Below are 13,047 nucleotides of genomic sequence, written 5' to 3'. Positions count from 1 at the left end.
CGCTGGTGGTGAGGCGAAGCGCGCCCGCGACGAGCGAGGGCGCGGATCAGGAGGGGGCCATGGAGCCCAACACCCTGCTGGATGCGATCCTGGACGAGGCGGGCATCTCGCACGCCGGGCTGGCCGTGCACATCAACCAGCTCGGCCGCCGGCGCGGCCTGTCCCTGCGGTACGAACACACCGCCGTGGCCCGCTGGCTGAAGGGCCAGCGGCCGCGCGGCCAGGTCCCCGACCTGATCTGCGAGATCCTCAGCGACCGGCTGCACCGCCCGGTCGGCCTGGATGACATCGGGCTGAGCCGGCCCGGCACCCGCCGTGCCGCCGATACCCCGCTCTCCGGCTTCGTCGAGCGGGCCACCGCCCTGTGGCGCTCCGACGAGCAGCAGCGCCCGCACGTCCTCAGCGCGCCCGCGCTGACCGGGACTTCGGCGGTCATGCCGGTATGGGAGTGGGAGAACCCACCGGAGGACTCCGACGTCTCGCGGAGCGGCCTGACCCGGGTGTCCATGGCGGACATCGAGATGCTGCGCTCGGCGCGCACGCACTACGAGCAGATGTACCGCAAGGCCGGCGGCGTCGCGACCAGAGCGCGCATCGTCGGCTTCCTCAACAACGAGGCGGCGCCGCTGCTGCGCGGCAGCTACACCGACGCCACGGGCCGCCAACTGCACCGCGCCACCGGCGGGCTGGTCGCCGTGGCCGGCATCTGCGCGTACGATTCGGACGCCTTCGGGCTCGCGCAGCGCTACTTCCACCAGGCGCTGCGGCTGGCCAAGGCGAGCGGCGACCGGGGGCTCGGCGCGTACATCATCGCGCTGCTGGTGAGCCAGTCGCTGTTCACCCGCGAGTACCGCCAGGCGGTCGCCTTCGCCGAGGCGGCACTGCGCGCCGCGGGCCCGCACATCACCGCGGCGCTGGCCACCGATCTGTACGCGATGCAGGCGAAGGCGTACGCGCGGCTGGGTGACGGCTCCGGCGCGCTGTCCTGCATCCGCCGTGCCGAGGCCGCGGCGGAGCGGATCCGGCCGGGCCTGGAGCCGGACGAGACCGGCTACGTCCAGCCGGGCCTGGTCAACGTACAGGTGGCGGAGGCGCTGCTCAGCCTGGGCGACCTGCGGGCCGCGCAGGAACAGGCCACCGCCGCCGTCGACACCCCCGCGCACGACCGCGGCCGGGTGCACCGGCTCGCCATCCTCGCGCACATCGAGCTGAGACAGGGAGAGACCGAAAAGGCCGTGGCCAGCGCGACGCAGATGGCGGAACAGGCACGGGGCATGGAGTCGCAGCGGTTACGGGACCGCCTGCGGGCGGTTCGCGAACTCCTTGCCGGCACCGGAAGCAGCGCCACCGACGCCGCGGCCGACTTGATCGATGAGGCGTTGCGCGTTCCGCTCTGACGGATGGCTCGTGTCCACGTGCCATCTCTTCGGCGGAAGGTGGCAGGCACGTGCGATGGAAAAATCTCATGGAGCAGACCGTGTACGAGAACCGCTGGTTCCGGGTCAACCTCGCTGACGTGGAGCTTCCGGACGGGCGGCATCTGGACCACTATCTGATCCGGATGCGGGCCGTGGCGGTGGCCACGGTGGTCAACGAGGCGAACGAGGTGCTGCTGCTGTGGCGGCACCGTTTCATCACCGACACCTGGGGCTGGGAGCTGGCCGCCGGGGTGGTCGAGGACGGCGAGGACGTCGCCGTCGCGGCCGCCCGCGAGATGGAGGAGGAGACCGGCTGGCGGCCCGGCCCCCTGACCCATCTGCTGTCCGTGGAGCCGTCCAACGGCCTCACGGACGCCGTGCACCACATCTACTGGTCCGAGCGGGCCGAGTACGTCGGCGACCCCGAGGACGACTTCGAGTCCGACCGGCGGGAGTGGGTACCGCTCAAGCTCGTGCCGGACATGGTGGCGCGGGGTGAGGTGCCGGCCGCCAACATGGCGGCGGCGCTGCTGATGCTGCACCACCTCCGTCTGGGCTGAGCCCCGGCCGGGCGCGCCCGTCAGGGTCTTGGGCGGGCGCCGCCCGGTGCCGGAAAGGTCCGGTGGCCCCGGTCACCGGTGGCCGCTCACCGTCAGTTCGTCAGCACCTGCCACACGGCTACCGCCAGGGCCGCGATCCCGGTGAGCGCGGCGACGGACGGCAGTGGCCACCGTCCGTGTTCGATGCGCGTGAGCCTGCTGGCCAGTTCCTCCGCGTCGCGCTCGTAACTCTCGGTGCGCTGGGCGAGCAGGGCGAGCTGGCCGTCGACGCGTGCGGTGCGCACGTCACAGCAGCGCCTGAGCTCCGCCACATCGGTGGCCACCAGTTCGGTTTCAGGGTGGGCGGTCACTGTCCGCTCCTCATTCCTCTCGGAAACTCGGTGTTTTGCGTACTACAGACAGTGAACTGCTTTGTGGGGCAGGGCGGGAGAGTGTGCGGGAGGAATATGCGGGTCAACGCCGCACACCCCGTGTGAATTCAGTGCGGCCGATGCCGGGGGCGGGGGTGCGCGGACTTCACACGGGGTGCGAACCGCGCACCCGAACCGGCGCCTTTCACACGGTCCCGGTCATGGCCGCCGAGGAGTTGACTCTTCAGGGCCACGGGGGCGACAGCCGGCGGAACGGGCGCCCGCCGGCGGTGTCCACCGCCGTCTTTCCCCCGAGCGGCGGCGGACGGCCGGACGGCCCACGCCTTCAGGATGCCGTCCGGCGCCCCCGTGGATCAGGCGCTCAGTACGGGTAGAAGCCCGAGCCCGTCTTGCGGCCCAGCCGGCCCGCGTCGACCATCCGCTGCAGCAGCGGGGGAGCGGCGTACAGCGGCTCCTTGAACTCCTCGTACATCGAGTCGGCGACCGAGGCGACGGTGTCCAGACCGATCAGGTCGGCCAGCTTCAGCGGACCCATCGGGTGGGCGCAGCCCAGCTCCATGCCGTTGTCGATGTCCTCCCGGTTCGCCGTGCCCTGCTCGAACATCCGGATCGCGGAGAGCAGGTACGGGATCAGCAGCGCGTTGACGACGAAGCCGGAGCGGTCCTGGGCGCGGATGGCGTGCTTGCCCAGGTGGTCCTGGACCAGCGCCTCGGCACGCTTGATGGTCTGCTCGCCGGTGGTGAGCGCCGGGATGATCTCGACCAGCTTCTGCACCGGCGCCGGGTTGAAGAAGTGGATGCCGATGACCTGCTCCGGGCGGGAGGTCGCGACGGCGAGCTTCACCAGCGGGATGGAGGAGGTGTTGGAGGCCAGGATCGCGTCCGGGCGCGTCACGACCTGGTCGAGCACCTGGAAGATCTCGGTTTTGACCTGCTCGTTCTCCACGACCGCCTCGATGACGAGGTCACGGTCGGAGAATTCGCCGAGGTCGGTGGTGAAGCTGAGCCGGCCGAGCGTCGCGTCGCGCTCCGCGCTGGTGATCTTGCCGCGCTCGGCCGCCTTGCCGAGGGAATTGGTCAGGCGGGTGCGGCCGATTTCCAGGGCCTCGCCGGTGGTCTCGGCGACCATGACCTCCAGGCCGGCCCGCGCGCATACCTCGGCGATACCGGCGCCCATCTGGCCGCAGCCGACCACTCCGACGCGTTCGATGTCGGTCACATCGTGCCTTTCGCTGATCTTCGGGACCGGCGGGGGCCGTAAGGGTCCGACGCCCGCCTCGGCCCCGACGTTACTCCGCGCGCTGGTGCGCAGTGGCGGGCGGGGCGGGCATTCTGAGCGAGGAGAGCCGGACGCACCGGACGGAAGGGGTGGCGGTATGCGACTACAGCGAATAGGCGGAAGAGGTGCATTCGTTCGGAGAGGTGCTACACGGAGAGGGTTCACGGTGGCGGCGCTCGGCGCGGCGTCCTCGATGCTGTGGACGCCGGGCGCGGCGGCGAGCACACCGGGCGGGGCCGGGCACCCCGTCGAAAGCGCAGGTCACGGGCGGGGGAGGGGCGGTGCGGCCGGCCGCCGGCCGGAGTTCCGGGGGATGTGGCTGGCGACCGTGGTCAACCGCGACTGGCCCTCCAAGCCCGGCCTGACCGTCGCACAGCAGCAGGCCGAGCTGGTGGCCTACCTCGACAAGGCGGCCGCCACCCGGCTGAACGCGGTGATCTTCCAGGTGCGCCCCACCGCCGACGCGCTGTGGCCCTCCCCGTACGAGCCGTGGTCGCAGTACCTCACCGGCGTCCAGGGCCGCGACCCCGGCTGGGACCCGCTGGACTTCGCCGTCCGGGAGGCGCACGAGCGCGATCTGGAGCTGCACGCGTGGTTCAACCCGTACCGCGTCGCCAACCACACCGACCCCGCGAAACTGGTCCCCACCCACCCCGCCCGGGTGCACCCGGACTGGGTGCTGCCCTACGGCGGCAAGCTCTACTACAACCCCGGCCTGCCGGAGGTCCGCGCCTTCGTCCTCGACGCGATCATGGACGCGGTGCGCCGCTACCCCGTGGACGGCGTCCACTTCGACGACTACTTCTACCCCTATCCGGTCGCGGGCCAGGTCTTCGACGACGACGCGGCGTACGAGGAGTACGGGGACGGCTTCCCGGACCGGGCGAGCTGGCGCCGCGACAACATCGACCAGTTGGTGCGTGAGCTGGGCGAACGGGTCCGCAGCACCCGGCGCACGGCCCGCTTCGGCGTCAGCCCGTTCGGGGTCTGGCGCAACAAGGCCACCGATCCGACGGGCTCCGACACCCGAGCGGGCGTACAGACGTATGACGATCTCTACGCCGACACCCGGAAGTGGGTCCGCGAGGAGTGGCTGGATTACGTCGTCCCGCAGGTCTACTGGAACATCGGCTTCGCCGCCGCCGATTACGCCGAGCTCGTGCCGTGGTGGGCCCGGACCGTGGACGGCACTCGCGTGCACCTCTACATCGGCGAGGCGCTCTACAAGGCCGGCGACCCGGCCCAGCCGGCCCCCTGGCAGAATCCGAAAGAGCTCTCCCGCCATCTCACCTTCGACGCCGGGTACCGGCAGGTGCGCGGCAACGTCTACTTCTCCGCGAAGGAGGTGGCCACGGACCGTACGGGGGCGATGGCGCGGGTGGTGGCCGACCACTATCCGTCACGGGTACGGCCACCGCGCTGACCGGGCCGGACCCGCGGCCGGTACCGCGCCGGTACGCCGATGGCCGATCGCAGGCGGCGCCCGGAACGGCCTCCGGGCCTAAACTGGCACTGAGGGCGCGCGGCTCCCCCCAGCGGCACGGCTCAGCGCCCGCGACGACTGCGTGCCGGCACGTCCGGGCGCATCCCGACCATCCGGACGGAGGTCATCTCTGATGGAGGCCCAGAAAGGCGACCGGTTGCTGATGCACGGCAGGATCGTCGGCCAGCACGACCGGGTCGCCGAGGTCGTCGAGGTACTCGGGGAGAGTGGGACCCCGCCGTACCGCGTCCGCTTCCAGGACGGCCACGAAACGATCATGTCGCCCGGCCCCGACACCGTCGTACAGCACGAGAAGATGGCGGACGACTGACGGCGACGGACAGCGACTGACAGTGATCGACAGCGACTGATAAGAGGGGCCCGGCGGGAGGCCGCCGGGCCCCTTGCCGGTGCCGGAAATCCGCTCGACGGTCCGGTGACCGTGTGCCAGGCTCCGGCCATGATCGAGGGCTATGTGATCTCCACCGACCCCGCGCGCCTGGACCGCGATCTGGTCCACCACTGGCTGGCCACGGACGCCTACTGGGCGCTCGGCCGGTCCCGCGAGAAGCAGGACCTGGCGTTCGCCGGTTCGCTGAACTTCGGGGTGTACGAGACGGCTTCGGGGCGCCAGGTCGGGTACGCCCGGGTGGTCACCGACCACGCCACCTTCGCCTGGCTCTGCGACGTCTACATCGACCGCGCCGCGCGCGGCAAGGGGCTGGGCGGCGCGCTGGCCGCCGCCGTCCGGGACCACCTGGCGCCCAGCGGACTGCGCCGGATCATGCTCGCCACGGAGGACGCGCACGGCGTCTACGAACGCGCCGGCTTCCGGCGGGTCGCGGACACGGAGAAGTGGATGACGTTCGGGACCGAGGATCCCGTGGCACCCGTCCCCGGGGCGGAACATCACACTCCGGCCGCCAATGCCGAACATGCCCCGTAAATATGTGACTTCAAGGGTTCCCGGCGGTGAAAGCGCTCTTACCATCACCGAATGACTGTTCGCCTCACGCTGGTCGCCGCCGGGCGCAGCTCCTCGTTGCTCGAAGCGCGCTTCGACGACGACCGGCCGCTGGACGCGATGGGGTGGCACGAGGTCGAGCGGGCCGCGCCCGCCCTGAGCCCGCTGGCCGCCGCCGAGCTCCGCTACTGCTCGCCCTCGGCCCGCAGCCGCGAGACCGGCGAGCTCCTCGGCCTCACCCCACTGGTGCAGCCCGCGCTGCGCGACTGCGACATGGGGCGGTGGCGCGGGCGCACGCTGCGCGACGTGGCGGCCGCCGAGCCGCAGGCCGTGGACGCCTGGCTGGGTGACCCGCGCTCGGCCCCGCACGGCGGCGAGTCCCTGCTCGCGTTCATCATCCGGGTGGGCAACTGGCTCGACACCCGCCCCGTCGGCGACGGCGGCAGCGCCCTCGCTGTCGCCGACCCCGGCGTGATCCGCGCCGCCCTCATCTACGCCCTCAAGGTCCCGCCGCACGCCTACTGGCGCCTCGACGTCCTCCCTCTCTCCGTCACTGCCCTGCACGGCCACCCGGGCTCCTGGACCCTGGTCCTGTCGTCCTGAGCCCTGTCGTCCTCGGAGCCGGTGTCCGGCCTCAGAGCGTGACGTCGACCGTGAGCGGTGCCGGTCCAGGGCGTTCTTCGGTACGAGTGATCCGGCCCGCCGCGCGGACGTCCGCGGCGACCAGGGCGAACGCCTCCAGTGCCGGGGCCGGCCCGGTGAGCACCGCCCCTGCCACCTCCGTCCGCATGGACACCTGGGCCGCGGACTTCGCCCGGCGGACCGCGGTGAGGACCTCCGTCGCCGTGTCGAGCAGCGCGGGGTCCGCACCGTCCGCGAGCGCGCGCAGCGGGTCCGCCGCCGGCCAGGGCGCGCGGTGCACCGAGCCGGTGGCCCACCACGACCAGACCTCCTCGGTGACGAACGGCAGCACCGGCGCGAAGAGGCGCAGGAGGGCGTCCAGTGCGGTGGTGAGTGCGGCCCGGGCCGAGGCCGCCCCGGCGTTCGCGTCGCCCTCGGAGCCGTCCGCCGTCCTGTACGCCCGGTCCTTCACCAGCTCCAGATAGTCGTCGCAGAAGCGCCAGAAGAACCGTTCCGTGTGGTCCAGCGCGCGGGCCTGGTCGAAGTCCTCGAAGGCGGCGGTGGCTTCCTCGACCGTGGTGGCCAGGGCGGCGAGCAGCGCCCGGTCCAGCGGCTCGGTGACCGGCGCGCCCTCGGGGACCGGCGGGAACCCCAGGACGAACCGGCTCGCGTTGAGGATCTTGGTGGCCAGCCGGCGGCCGATCTTCATCTGGCCGGTGTCGAACGCGGTGTCCGTGCCGGGGCGCCCGCTCGCCGCCCAGTACCGCACCGCGTCGGACCCGTGCCGCGCCAGCAGGTCCAGCGGCGTGACGGTGTTCCCCTTCGACTTCGACATCTTCTTGCGGTCCGGGTCGAGGATCCAGCCGGAGATCGTGGCGTGCCGCCAGGGCAGCGTGCCGTGCTCGGCGTGCGCGCGGACGACGGTGGAGAACAGCCAGGTACGGATGATCTCGTGCGCCTGCGGCCGGACGTCCATCGGGAAGACCCGCGCGAACAGATCGGGGTCGGCCGGCCAGCCGGCCGCGATCTGCGGGGTGAGGGAGGAGGTCGCCCAGGTGTCCATGACGTCCGGGTCGCCGAGGAAGCCGCCCGGGGCGCCGCGCTGCGCCTCCGTGTACCCGGGCGGCGCCTCCGCGCTCGGGTCGACGGGCAGCGCCGCGGTGTCCGGGACGATCGGCCTGTCGTAGTCCGGCGCGCCCGTGCCGTCCAGTGGATACCAGACCGGGATCGGCACGCCGAAGAACCGCTGCCGGCTGATCAGCCAGTCGCCGTTCAGGCCGCCGACCCAGTTCTCGTACCGGACGCGCATCCGGTCGGGATGCCAGCGCAACTCATCGCCGCGCCGCAGCAGTTCCTCGCGCAGCTCCCGGTCGCGGCCGCCGTTGCGGAGGTACCACTGGCGGGTGGTGACGATCTCCAGCGGCTTGTCACCCTTTTCGTAGAACTTCACGGGGTGGCTGACCGGGCTGGGCTCGCCGATCAGCTCACCGCGCTCCCGCAGCATGGCGACGACGCGCTCGCGCGCGGTGAAGGCGGTGGCGCCGGCCAGCTCCGCGTACGCCGCCCGGGCCCGCTCGCTCTCCAGCGCGGCCGGCGGTTCGGCGGCGAACCGGCCGTCCCAGCCGATGACCGGGCGGGTCGGCAGCGCCAGCTCGCGCCACCACGTCACGTCCGTGGTGTCGCCGAACGTGCAGATCATGGCCGCGCCGGTGCCCTTCTCCGGGTCGGCGAGCCGGTGCGCGAGGACGGGGACCTCGACGTCGAAGAGCGGGGTGCGGACCGTCTTCCCGAACAACTCCTGATAGCGCGCGTCGTCCGGGTGCGCGACGACCGCGACGCAGGCGGGCAGCAGCTCGGGGCGCGTCGTCTCGACGAGGAGCGGCGCGCCGGTGGCCTCGCCCGTACCCGCGAACGCCAGCCGGTGGTAGGCGGCGGGCCGCTCCCGGTCCTCCAGTTCGGCCTGGGCGACCGCGGTACGGAACGTGACGTCCCACAGCGTGGGCGCCTCGGCCAAGTACGCCTCGCCGCGCGCGAGGTTCCGGAGGAAGGCGTACTGGGAGACCCTCCGCGCCGTGTCCCCGATCGTGCGGTACGTCCGCGTCCAGTCGACCGACAGCCCGAGGCGCCGCCACAGCTCCTCGAAAGCCTGCTCGTCGACGGCGGTCAGCCGCTCGCACAGTTCGATGAAGTTCCGCCGGGAGACGGGCAGTTGATGCTTGCCGGGCTTCTCGGGCGGGGTGAACTCCGGGTCGTACGGCAGCGACGGGTCGCACCGCACCCCGAAGTGGTTCTGCACTCGCCGCTCGGTCGGCAGCCCGTTGTCGTCCCACCCCATCGGGTAGAAGACCTCCCGGCCGCGCATCCGCTGGTAGCGGGCGACCGCGTCGGTGTGCGTGTACGAGAAGACATGACCGATGTGGAGGGAGCCGCTGACCGTGGGCGGCGGGGTGTCGATCGAGAAGACCCGCTCGCGCTCGGCGGACCGGTCGAATACATAGGCGCCCGACTCCTCCCACCGGGAGGACCACTTCTCTTCCAGCCCGTCGAGAACGGGCCGCTCGGGGACGCCGCGCGGGCGCTGAGGGAACTGAGGGGGCGTCATGCCCCCTCATGCTAGATACGCCCCCGTCGCGCGGCCCGTCATTTTCCCGCTGCCGCCGGTCCCTCAGCCGAGCTGCCGCACCGGCGCCCCCGCCACGAACGCCGCGATGTCCTCCACCGCCTGCTGGAAGTACCCCTCGTAGTTCCGCCGTGTCACATAGCCGAGGTGCGGTGTGGCCAGCAGATTCGGCAGCGACCGGTACGGATGGCCGGCGGGCAGCGGCTCCTCGTCGAACACATCGACCCCCGCGCCCGCGATCCACCCGCCGCGCAGCGCCTCCGCGAGCGCGTCCTGGTCGACGATCGCGGCCCGCGAGGTGTTGACGAGGTACGCCGTCGGCCGCATCCGGCGCAGCTCCGCGGCGCCGAGCAGCCCCCGCGTCCGATCCCCGAGCACCAGGTGCACGGAGACGAAGTCGCTGCTCTCCAGCAGCTCCTCCTTGCTCGCCAGGCGCCGTACCCCGGCCGCCCGCGCCCGTTCGTCCGTGAGGTTCTCGCTCCACGCCACCACGTCCATCCCGAACGCCTGCCCGACCGCGGCCACCCGCGTCCCGGTCTTCCCCAGTCCGAGGAGCCCGAGCCGCCGCCCGTACAGATCGGCGCCGACCGTGCTCTGCCACGGCCCGCCCTCCCGCAGCGCGGTGTTCTCCCGGACGAGGCCGCGGGCCAGGCCGAGCAGCAGCGCCCAGGTCAGCTCGACCGGCGGCTCGGAGTTGCTCGCCGTACCGCACACGGTCACGCCGTGCCGGGCAGCCGCCGCCAGGTCGATCGCGGCGTTGCGCATACCGGAGGTGATCAGCAGCCGCAGCCGGGGCAGCCGCGCGAACAACTCCTCGGGGAACGGGGTGCGTTCCCGCATCACGACGAGGATCTCGCAGTCCCCGACCGCCTCGGCCAGCCGCTTCCGGTCGCCGATGTACTCCCGTACGACGCGTACGTCGACGTCCCCGGCCACCGTGCTCCAGTCCGCCATGGACAGCGCGACGCCCTGGTAGTCGTCGAGCACCGCACACCGCAGCTTCATGCCCGCCCCTCCCGTGTCGATCTTGCCTCTCGTTGTGTGGGGACTCTACAACATCCCGCAGTCGGACTCCGTTGATCACGCTACCTGCTGCTCCGTAATTCCCTTGGCAAAGTGGCTGATGAGTCGACGACTCGCCCCGTGCTCGGATCTATCGGTCGCGCGGAGAGTTGTATCTCTACTACAAAGGAGACTCGCCTATGAGCATGAACACCGACAATGTCGTGGTCACCGGTCTGGGCGCCACCACGCCGCTCGGCGGGGACGCCGCGTCGACCTGGAGCGCGATGCTGGCCGGCCAGTCCGGCATCGGCCCGCTGGAGGAGGAGTGGGCGGCCGCGCTGCCCGGCCGGATCGCGGGCCGGCTCGCGGTCGAACCGACCGAGGTGCTGGACCGGGTACAGGCCCGCCGCATGGACCGCTGCGAACAGGTCGCGCTCGTCGCGGCCCGCGAGGCATGGGCCGACGCGGGCACGCCCGAGGTCGACCCGGAGCGGCTGGCCGTGGTCATCGGCACGGGCACCGGCGGCGCGCTCACCATGCTGGGCCAGGACGACGTGCTGGAGGCGTCCGGCGTGCGCCGGGTGTCGCCGCACACCGTCCCCATGCTGATGGCGAACGGCCCGGCCGCCTGGGTCAGCATCGAACTCGGCGCCCGCGGCGGCGCCCACACCCCCGTCAGCGCCTGCGCGTCCGGGGCCGAGGCGATCGCCATGGGCCTGGACCTGATCCGGCTCGGCCGTGCCGACGTGGTCGTCGCGGGCGGCGCCGAGGCGTGTATCTGCGCGCTGACGATGGCGGGCTTCGCGCAGGCCAGGGCCCACTCGACGCGCAACGACGAGCCCCAGCGGGCGTCCCGCCCCTTCGACGTGGACCGGGACGGCTTCGTCATCGGCGAGGGCGCGGCCGTGGTGGTACTGGAACGCGCGGAGTTCGCCGCCGCCCGGGCGGCCCGCGCACACGCCACGCTCGCGGGGGCCGGGGTCACCTCGGACGCCTTCCACATCACGGCCGCGCACCCGGAGGGCCAGGTCCGGGCCATGCGCCGGGCGCTGGCCGCGGCCGGGCTCACGCCGCAGGACATCGGGCTCGTGCACGCCCACGCGACCTCCACGCCCAAGGGCGACCTCGCCGAGGCGCAGTCGGTCACCGAGGCGATCGGTACCCACCCGGCCGTCACCGCGACCAAGTCGATGACCGGTCACCTCTTCGGTGCGGCGGGCTCCCTGGGCGCGCTCGCGACGATCCTCGCGGTGCGTGACGGCGTCGTGCCCGCCACCGCGAACGTCGAGACGCTCGACCCGGAGGTGAAGCTCGACGTCGTCACCGGCGCCGCGCGCCGGACCGCCGTCCCGGCCGCCCTCACCAACTCCTTCGGCTTCGGCGGCCACAACGCGTCGCTGGTCTTCACGCCGGCGCCCTGACCCCCCGTTTTATTTCCGTCGCCCCGGGACCCCCGGTGACCAAGAATGGAGGCCATGACGACCAGTACCTCCACCGCCGCCACCTCCTGGAGCACCCGTCCCGAGGCGCCGGATGACGCAGCCGCCGTACGGAAGGTCAACCTCGCCGCGTTCCCCACCGCCGAGGAGGCGGACCTCGTCGACGCGTTGCGCGCCGACCCCGACGCGTGGCTCGACGGGCTGTCGTGGGTGGCGCAGGCCCCCGACGGCACCGTGGCCGCGTACGCGCTGCTCACCCGCTGCCACATCGGCGGGGAGCCCGCGCTGGCGCTCGCCCCGTGCGCGGTGCTGCCCGCGCACCAGCGCCGAGGGGCGGGCTCCGCGGCCATCCGCGCCGCGCTCGACGCCGCCCGGGAGCGGGGCGAGCGCCTCGTGGTGGTACTCGGGCACCCCGAGTACTACCCCCGGTTCGGCTTCCGCCCGGCCTCCCGCTGGGGCATCAGTGCCCCGATGGAGGTTCCCGACGAGGCGATGATGGCCCTCCCGCTGGACGCTCCCGGCGCGGAGTCCGCACGGCCGGTTCCCGCCGGGGTCATCCAGTACGCGGCCGCCTTCGGCCTCTGAATTCGGCCTCTAAAGGGCCGCGCCGTCCCCCAGGAGCCCGGTGAGCACCCGGCGCATCGTCCGCTCGAACAGCGCCTGCGGGTCCTCCGCCGGGTCGGCTCCGGGCCGTTCCGCCAGGGCGACCGCGAGATGCGGGTGCTCTCCCCGGGCGGCCGCCTCGCTCAGATAGGCGGCCTGTGCCGCCCGGCGGCCGGTGTCCGCGTCGGCGGCCTGGAGTTCTGTCCGGGCGAACTGCGCGACCAGGGCGTTCATCAGGGCGACGGCCTCCAGCTTCGTCCCGCCCGGCAGCCCGACGGGTGCCATCGCCCGCAGTGCGTACTCCAGGTAGTCCAGCCCCCGGGGGCCCAGCCGGAGCGGTTCCGGTGGGATGTCGGACAGCCAGGGGTGCCGTAGCTGGACGGCCTTGGTGCGGGCCGCCAGGGCGGCCAGGTCCGCGACGGGATCACCGCTGAGCGGGACGCCGAGGTCGATCTCCCCGGTCATCGCGTCCGTCATCAGGTCGAGCAGATCCGCCCGGCCGCCGAGGTAGCGGTACAGCGAAGCCTGGCCGGTGCCCAGTGCCTTGGCCACCTGCCGCATCGATACCGCCGACAGGCCGCTCCGGTCCGCCAGTTCGACGGCGACGGCGGTCAGCTCGGCGCGGCTGTGCACCGCGGCCGGGCCGCGGGCGCCGCGTTCGGGCCGTGCCCAGACGGTCACCGG

Annotated in this window: 13 protein-coding genes; 8 read left to right on the top strand and 5 right to left on the bottom strand. The window is 72.7% G+C overall.

Annotated elements, in window-relative coordinates; all coding sequences use genetic code 11:
* Window positions 1-59: 59 nt before the first annotated feature.
* The gene (locus IF04_RS0105855) at window positions 60-1,397 is read left to right on the top strand and encodes an NsdA family TPR-like regulatory protein (protein WP_030251917.1); all 1,338 of its coding nucleotides are present in this window, start codon (window positions 60-62) and stop codon (window positions 1,395-1,397) included.
* Between the two features lie 50 nt (window positions 1,398-1,447).
* Window positions 1,448-1,978 carry an NUDIX hydrolase gene (locus tag IF04_RS0105850; RefSeq protein WP_030251914.1) on the top strand — a complete coding sequence of 177 codons (531 nt, stop codon included), beginning with the start codon at window positions 1,448-1,450 and terminating at the stop codon, window positions 1,976-1,978.
* Window positions 1,979-2,070: 92 nt separating this feature from the next.
* Here the strand turns inward: IF04_RS0105850 and IF04_RS0105845 are convergent, their stop codons facing one another.
* Window positions 2,071-2,328 carry a hypothetical protein gene (locus tag IF04_RS0105845; RefSeq protein WP_030251911.1) on the bottom strand — a complete coding sequence of 86 codons (258 nt, stop codon included), beginning with the start codon at window positions 2,326-2,328 and terminating at the stop codon, window positions 2,071-2,073.
* Between the two features lie 382 nt (window positions 2,329-2,710).
* Complete coding sequence (locus tag IF04_RS0105840) at window positions 2,711-3,568, bottom strand: 3-hydroxybutyryl-CoA dehydrogenase (protein WP_030251908.1); 858 nt, start codon at window positions 3,566-3,568, stop codon at window positions 2,711-2,713.
* 253 nt (window positions 3,569-3,821) lie between these two features.
* Between IF04_RS0105840 and IF04_RS0105835 the strand changes: the two genes are divergently transcribed.
* The 4 genes from IF04_RS0105835 (at window position 3,822) to IF04_RS0105820 (ending at window position 6,678) form a co-directional block, all read left to right on the top strand.
* The gene (locus IF04_RS0105835) at window positions 3,822-5,051 is read left to right on the top strand and encodes a glycoside hydrolase family 10-like protein (RefSeq protein ID WP_106975551.1); all 1,230 of its coding nucleotides are present in this window, start codon (window positions 3,822-3,824) and stop codon (window positions 5,049-5,051) included.
* A gap of 193 nt (window positions 5,052-5,244) precedes the next feature.
* Entirely contained in the window at window positions 5,245-5,442 is a 198-nt protein-coding gene (locus IF04_RS0105830; protein ID WP_030251903.1) for a DUF1918 domain-containing protein, read from the top strand.
* Window positions 5,443-5,571: 129 nt separating this feature from the next.
* A complete protein-coding gene (locus tag IF04_RS0105825) occupies window positions 5,572-6,057 on the top strand; it encodes a GNAT family N-acetyltransferase (protein WP_051830785.1) in 486 nt (161 codons plus the stop codon).
* A gap of 51 nt (window positions 6,058-6,108) precedes the next feature.
* Window positions 6,109-6,678, top strand: coding sequence for a histidine phosphatase family protein (locus tag IF04_RS0105820; RefSeq protein WP_030251895.1), 570 nt, complete (start codon window positions 6,109-6,111; stop codon window positions 6,676-6,678).
* Between the two features lie 31 nt (window positions 6,679-6,709).
* On the opposite strand, the gene valS is transcribed toward IF04_RS0105820, so the two are convergent.
* Both valS and IF04_RS0105810 read right to left on the bottom strand, forming a co-directional pair.
* On the bottom strand, window positions 6,710-9,298 hold the full coding sequence (gene valS, locus IF04_RS0105815; RefSeq protein ID WP_051830727.1) for a valine--tRNA ligase: 2,589 nt from the start codon (window positions 9,296-9,298) through the stop codon (window positions 6,710-6,712).
* A 63-nt stretch (window positions 9,299-9,361) separates the two neighbouring features.
* Window positions 9,362-10,321, bottom strand: coding sequence for a D-2-hydroxyacid dehydrogenase family protein (locus tag IF04_RS0105810; protein ID WP_030251889.1), 960 nt, complete (start codon window positions 10,319-10,321; stop codon window positions 9,362-9,364).
* 197 nt (window positions 10,322-10,518) lie between these two features.
* Here IF04_RS0105810 and IF04_RS0105805 point away from each other — a divergent pair, with 197 nt between their 5' ends.
* Both IF04_RS0105805 and IF04_RS0105800 read left to right on the top strand, forming a co-directional pair.
* Window positions 10,519-11,742, top strand: coding sequence for a beta-ketoacyl-[acyl-carrier-protein] synthase family protein (locus IF04_RS0105805; protein ID WP_030251886.1), 1,224 nt, complete (start codon window positions 10,519-10,521; stop codon window positions 11,740-11,742).
* Window positions 11,743-11,796: 54 nt separating this feature from the next.
* On the top strand, window positions 11,797-12,345 hold the full coding sequence (locus IF04_RS0105800) for a GNAT family N-acetyltransferase (RefSeq protein WP_030251883.1): 549 nt from the start codon (window positions 11,797-11,799) through the stop codon (window positions 12,343-12,345).
* 9 nt (window positions 12,346-12,354) lie between these two features.
* On the opposite strand, the gene IF04_RS0105795 is transcribed toward IF04_RS0105800, so the two are convergent.
* Window positions 12,355-13,044 carry a TetR/AcrR family transcriptional regulator gene (locus IF04_RS0105795; RefSeq protein WP_245654285.1) on the bottom strand — a complete coding sequence of 230 codons (690 nt, stop codon included), beginning with the start codon at window positions 13,042-13,044 and terminating at the stop codon, window positions 12,355-12,357.
* Window positions 13,045-13,047 lie beyond the last annotated feature (3 nt).

The sequence above is a fragment of the Streptomyces violens genome, from assembly GCF_000717745.1.
Classification (GTDB): domain Bacteria; phylum Actinomycetota; class Actinomycetes; order Streptomycetales; family Streptomycetaceae; genus Streptomyces; species Streptomyces violens.
The sequence above is the reverse complement of the archived record's forward strand: the minus strand, read 5'-3'. Positions and strand labels throughout refer to the sequence as shown.

What these genes read in the sequence shown, in the direction of transcription:
- IF04_RS0105820 (WP_030251895.1), top strand. Translation starts at nt 6,109, where the DNA reads ATGACTGTTCGCCTCACGCTGGTCGCCGCCGGGCGCAGCTCCTCGTTG.
- valS (WP_051830727.1), bottom strand. Translation starts at nt 9,298, where the DNA reads ATGACGCCCCCTCAGTTCCCTCAGCGCCCGCGCGGCGTCCCCGAGCGG.
- IF04_RS0105835 (WP_106975551.1), top strand. Translation starts at nt 3,822, where the DNA reads ATGCTGTGGACGCCGGGCGCGGCGGCGAGCACACCGGGCGGGGCCGGG.
- IF04_RS0105805 (WP_030251886.1), top strand. Translation starts at nt 10,519, where the DNA reads ATGAGCATGAACACCGACAATGTCGTGGTCACCGGTCTGGGCGCCACC.
- IF04_RS0105830 (WP_030251903.1), top strand. Translation starts at nt 5,245, where the DNA reads ATGGAGGCCCAGAAAGGCGACCGGTTGCTGATGCACGGCAGGATCGTC.
- IF04_RS0105800 (WP_030251883.1), top strand. Translation starts at nt 11,797, where the DNA reads ATGACGACCAGTACCTCCACCGCCGCCACCTCCTGGAGCACCCGTCCC.
- IF04_RS0105810 (WP_030251889.1), bottom strand. Translation starts at nt 10,321, where the DNA reads ATGAAGCTGCGGTGTGCGGTGCTCGACGACTACCAGGGCGTCGCGCTG.
- IF04_RS0105855 (WP_030251917.1), top strand. Translation starts at nt 60, where the DNA reads ATGGAGCCCAACACCCTGCTGGATGCGATCCTGGACGAGGCGGGCATC.
- IF04_RS0105825 (WP_051830785.1), top strand. Translation starts at nt 5,572, where the DNA reads ATGATCGAGGGCTATGTGATCTCCACCGACCCCGCGCGCCTGGACCGC.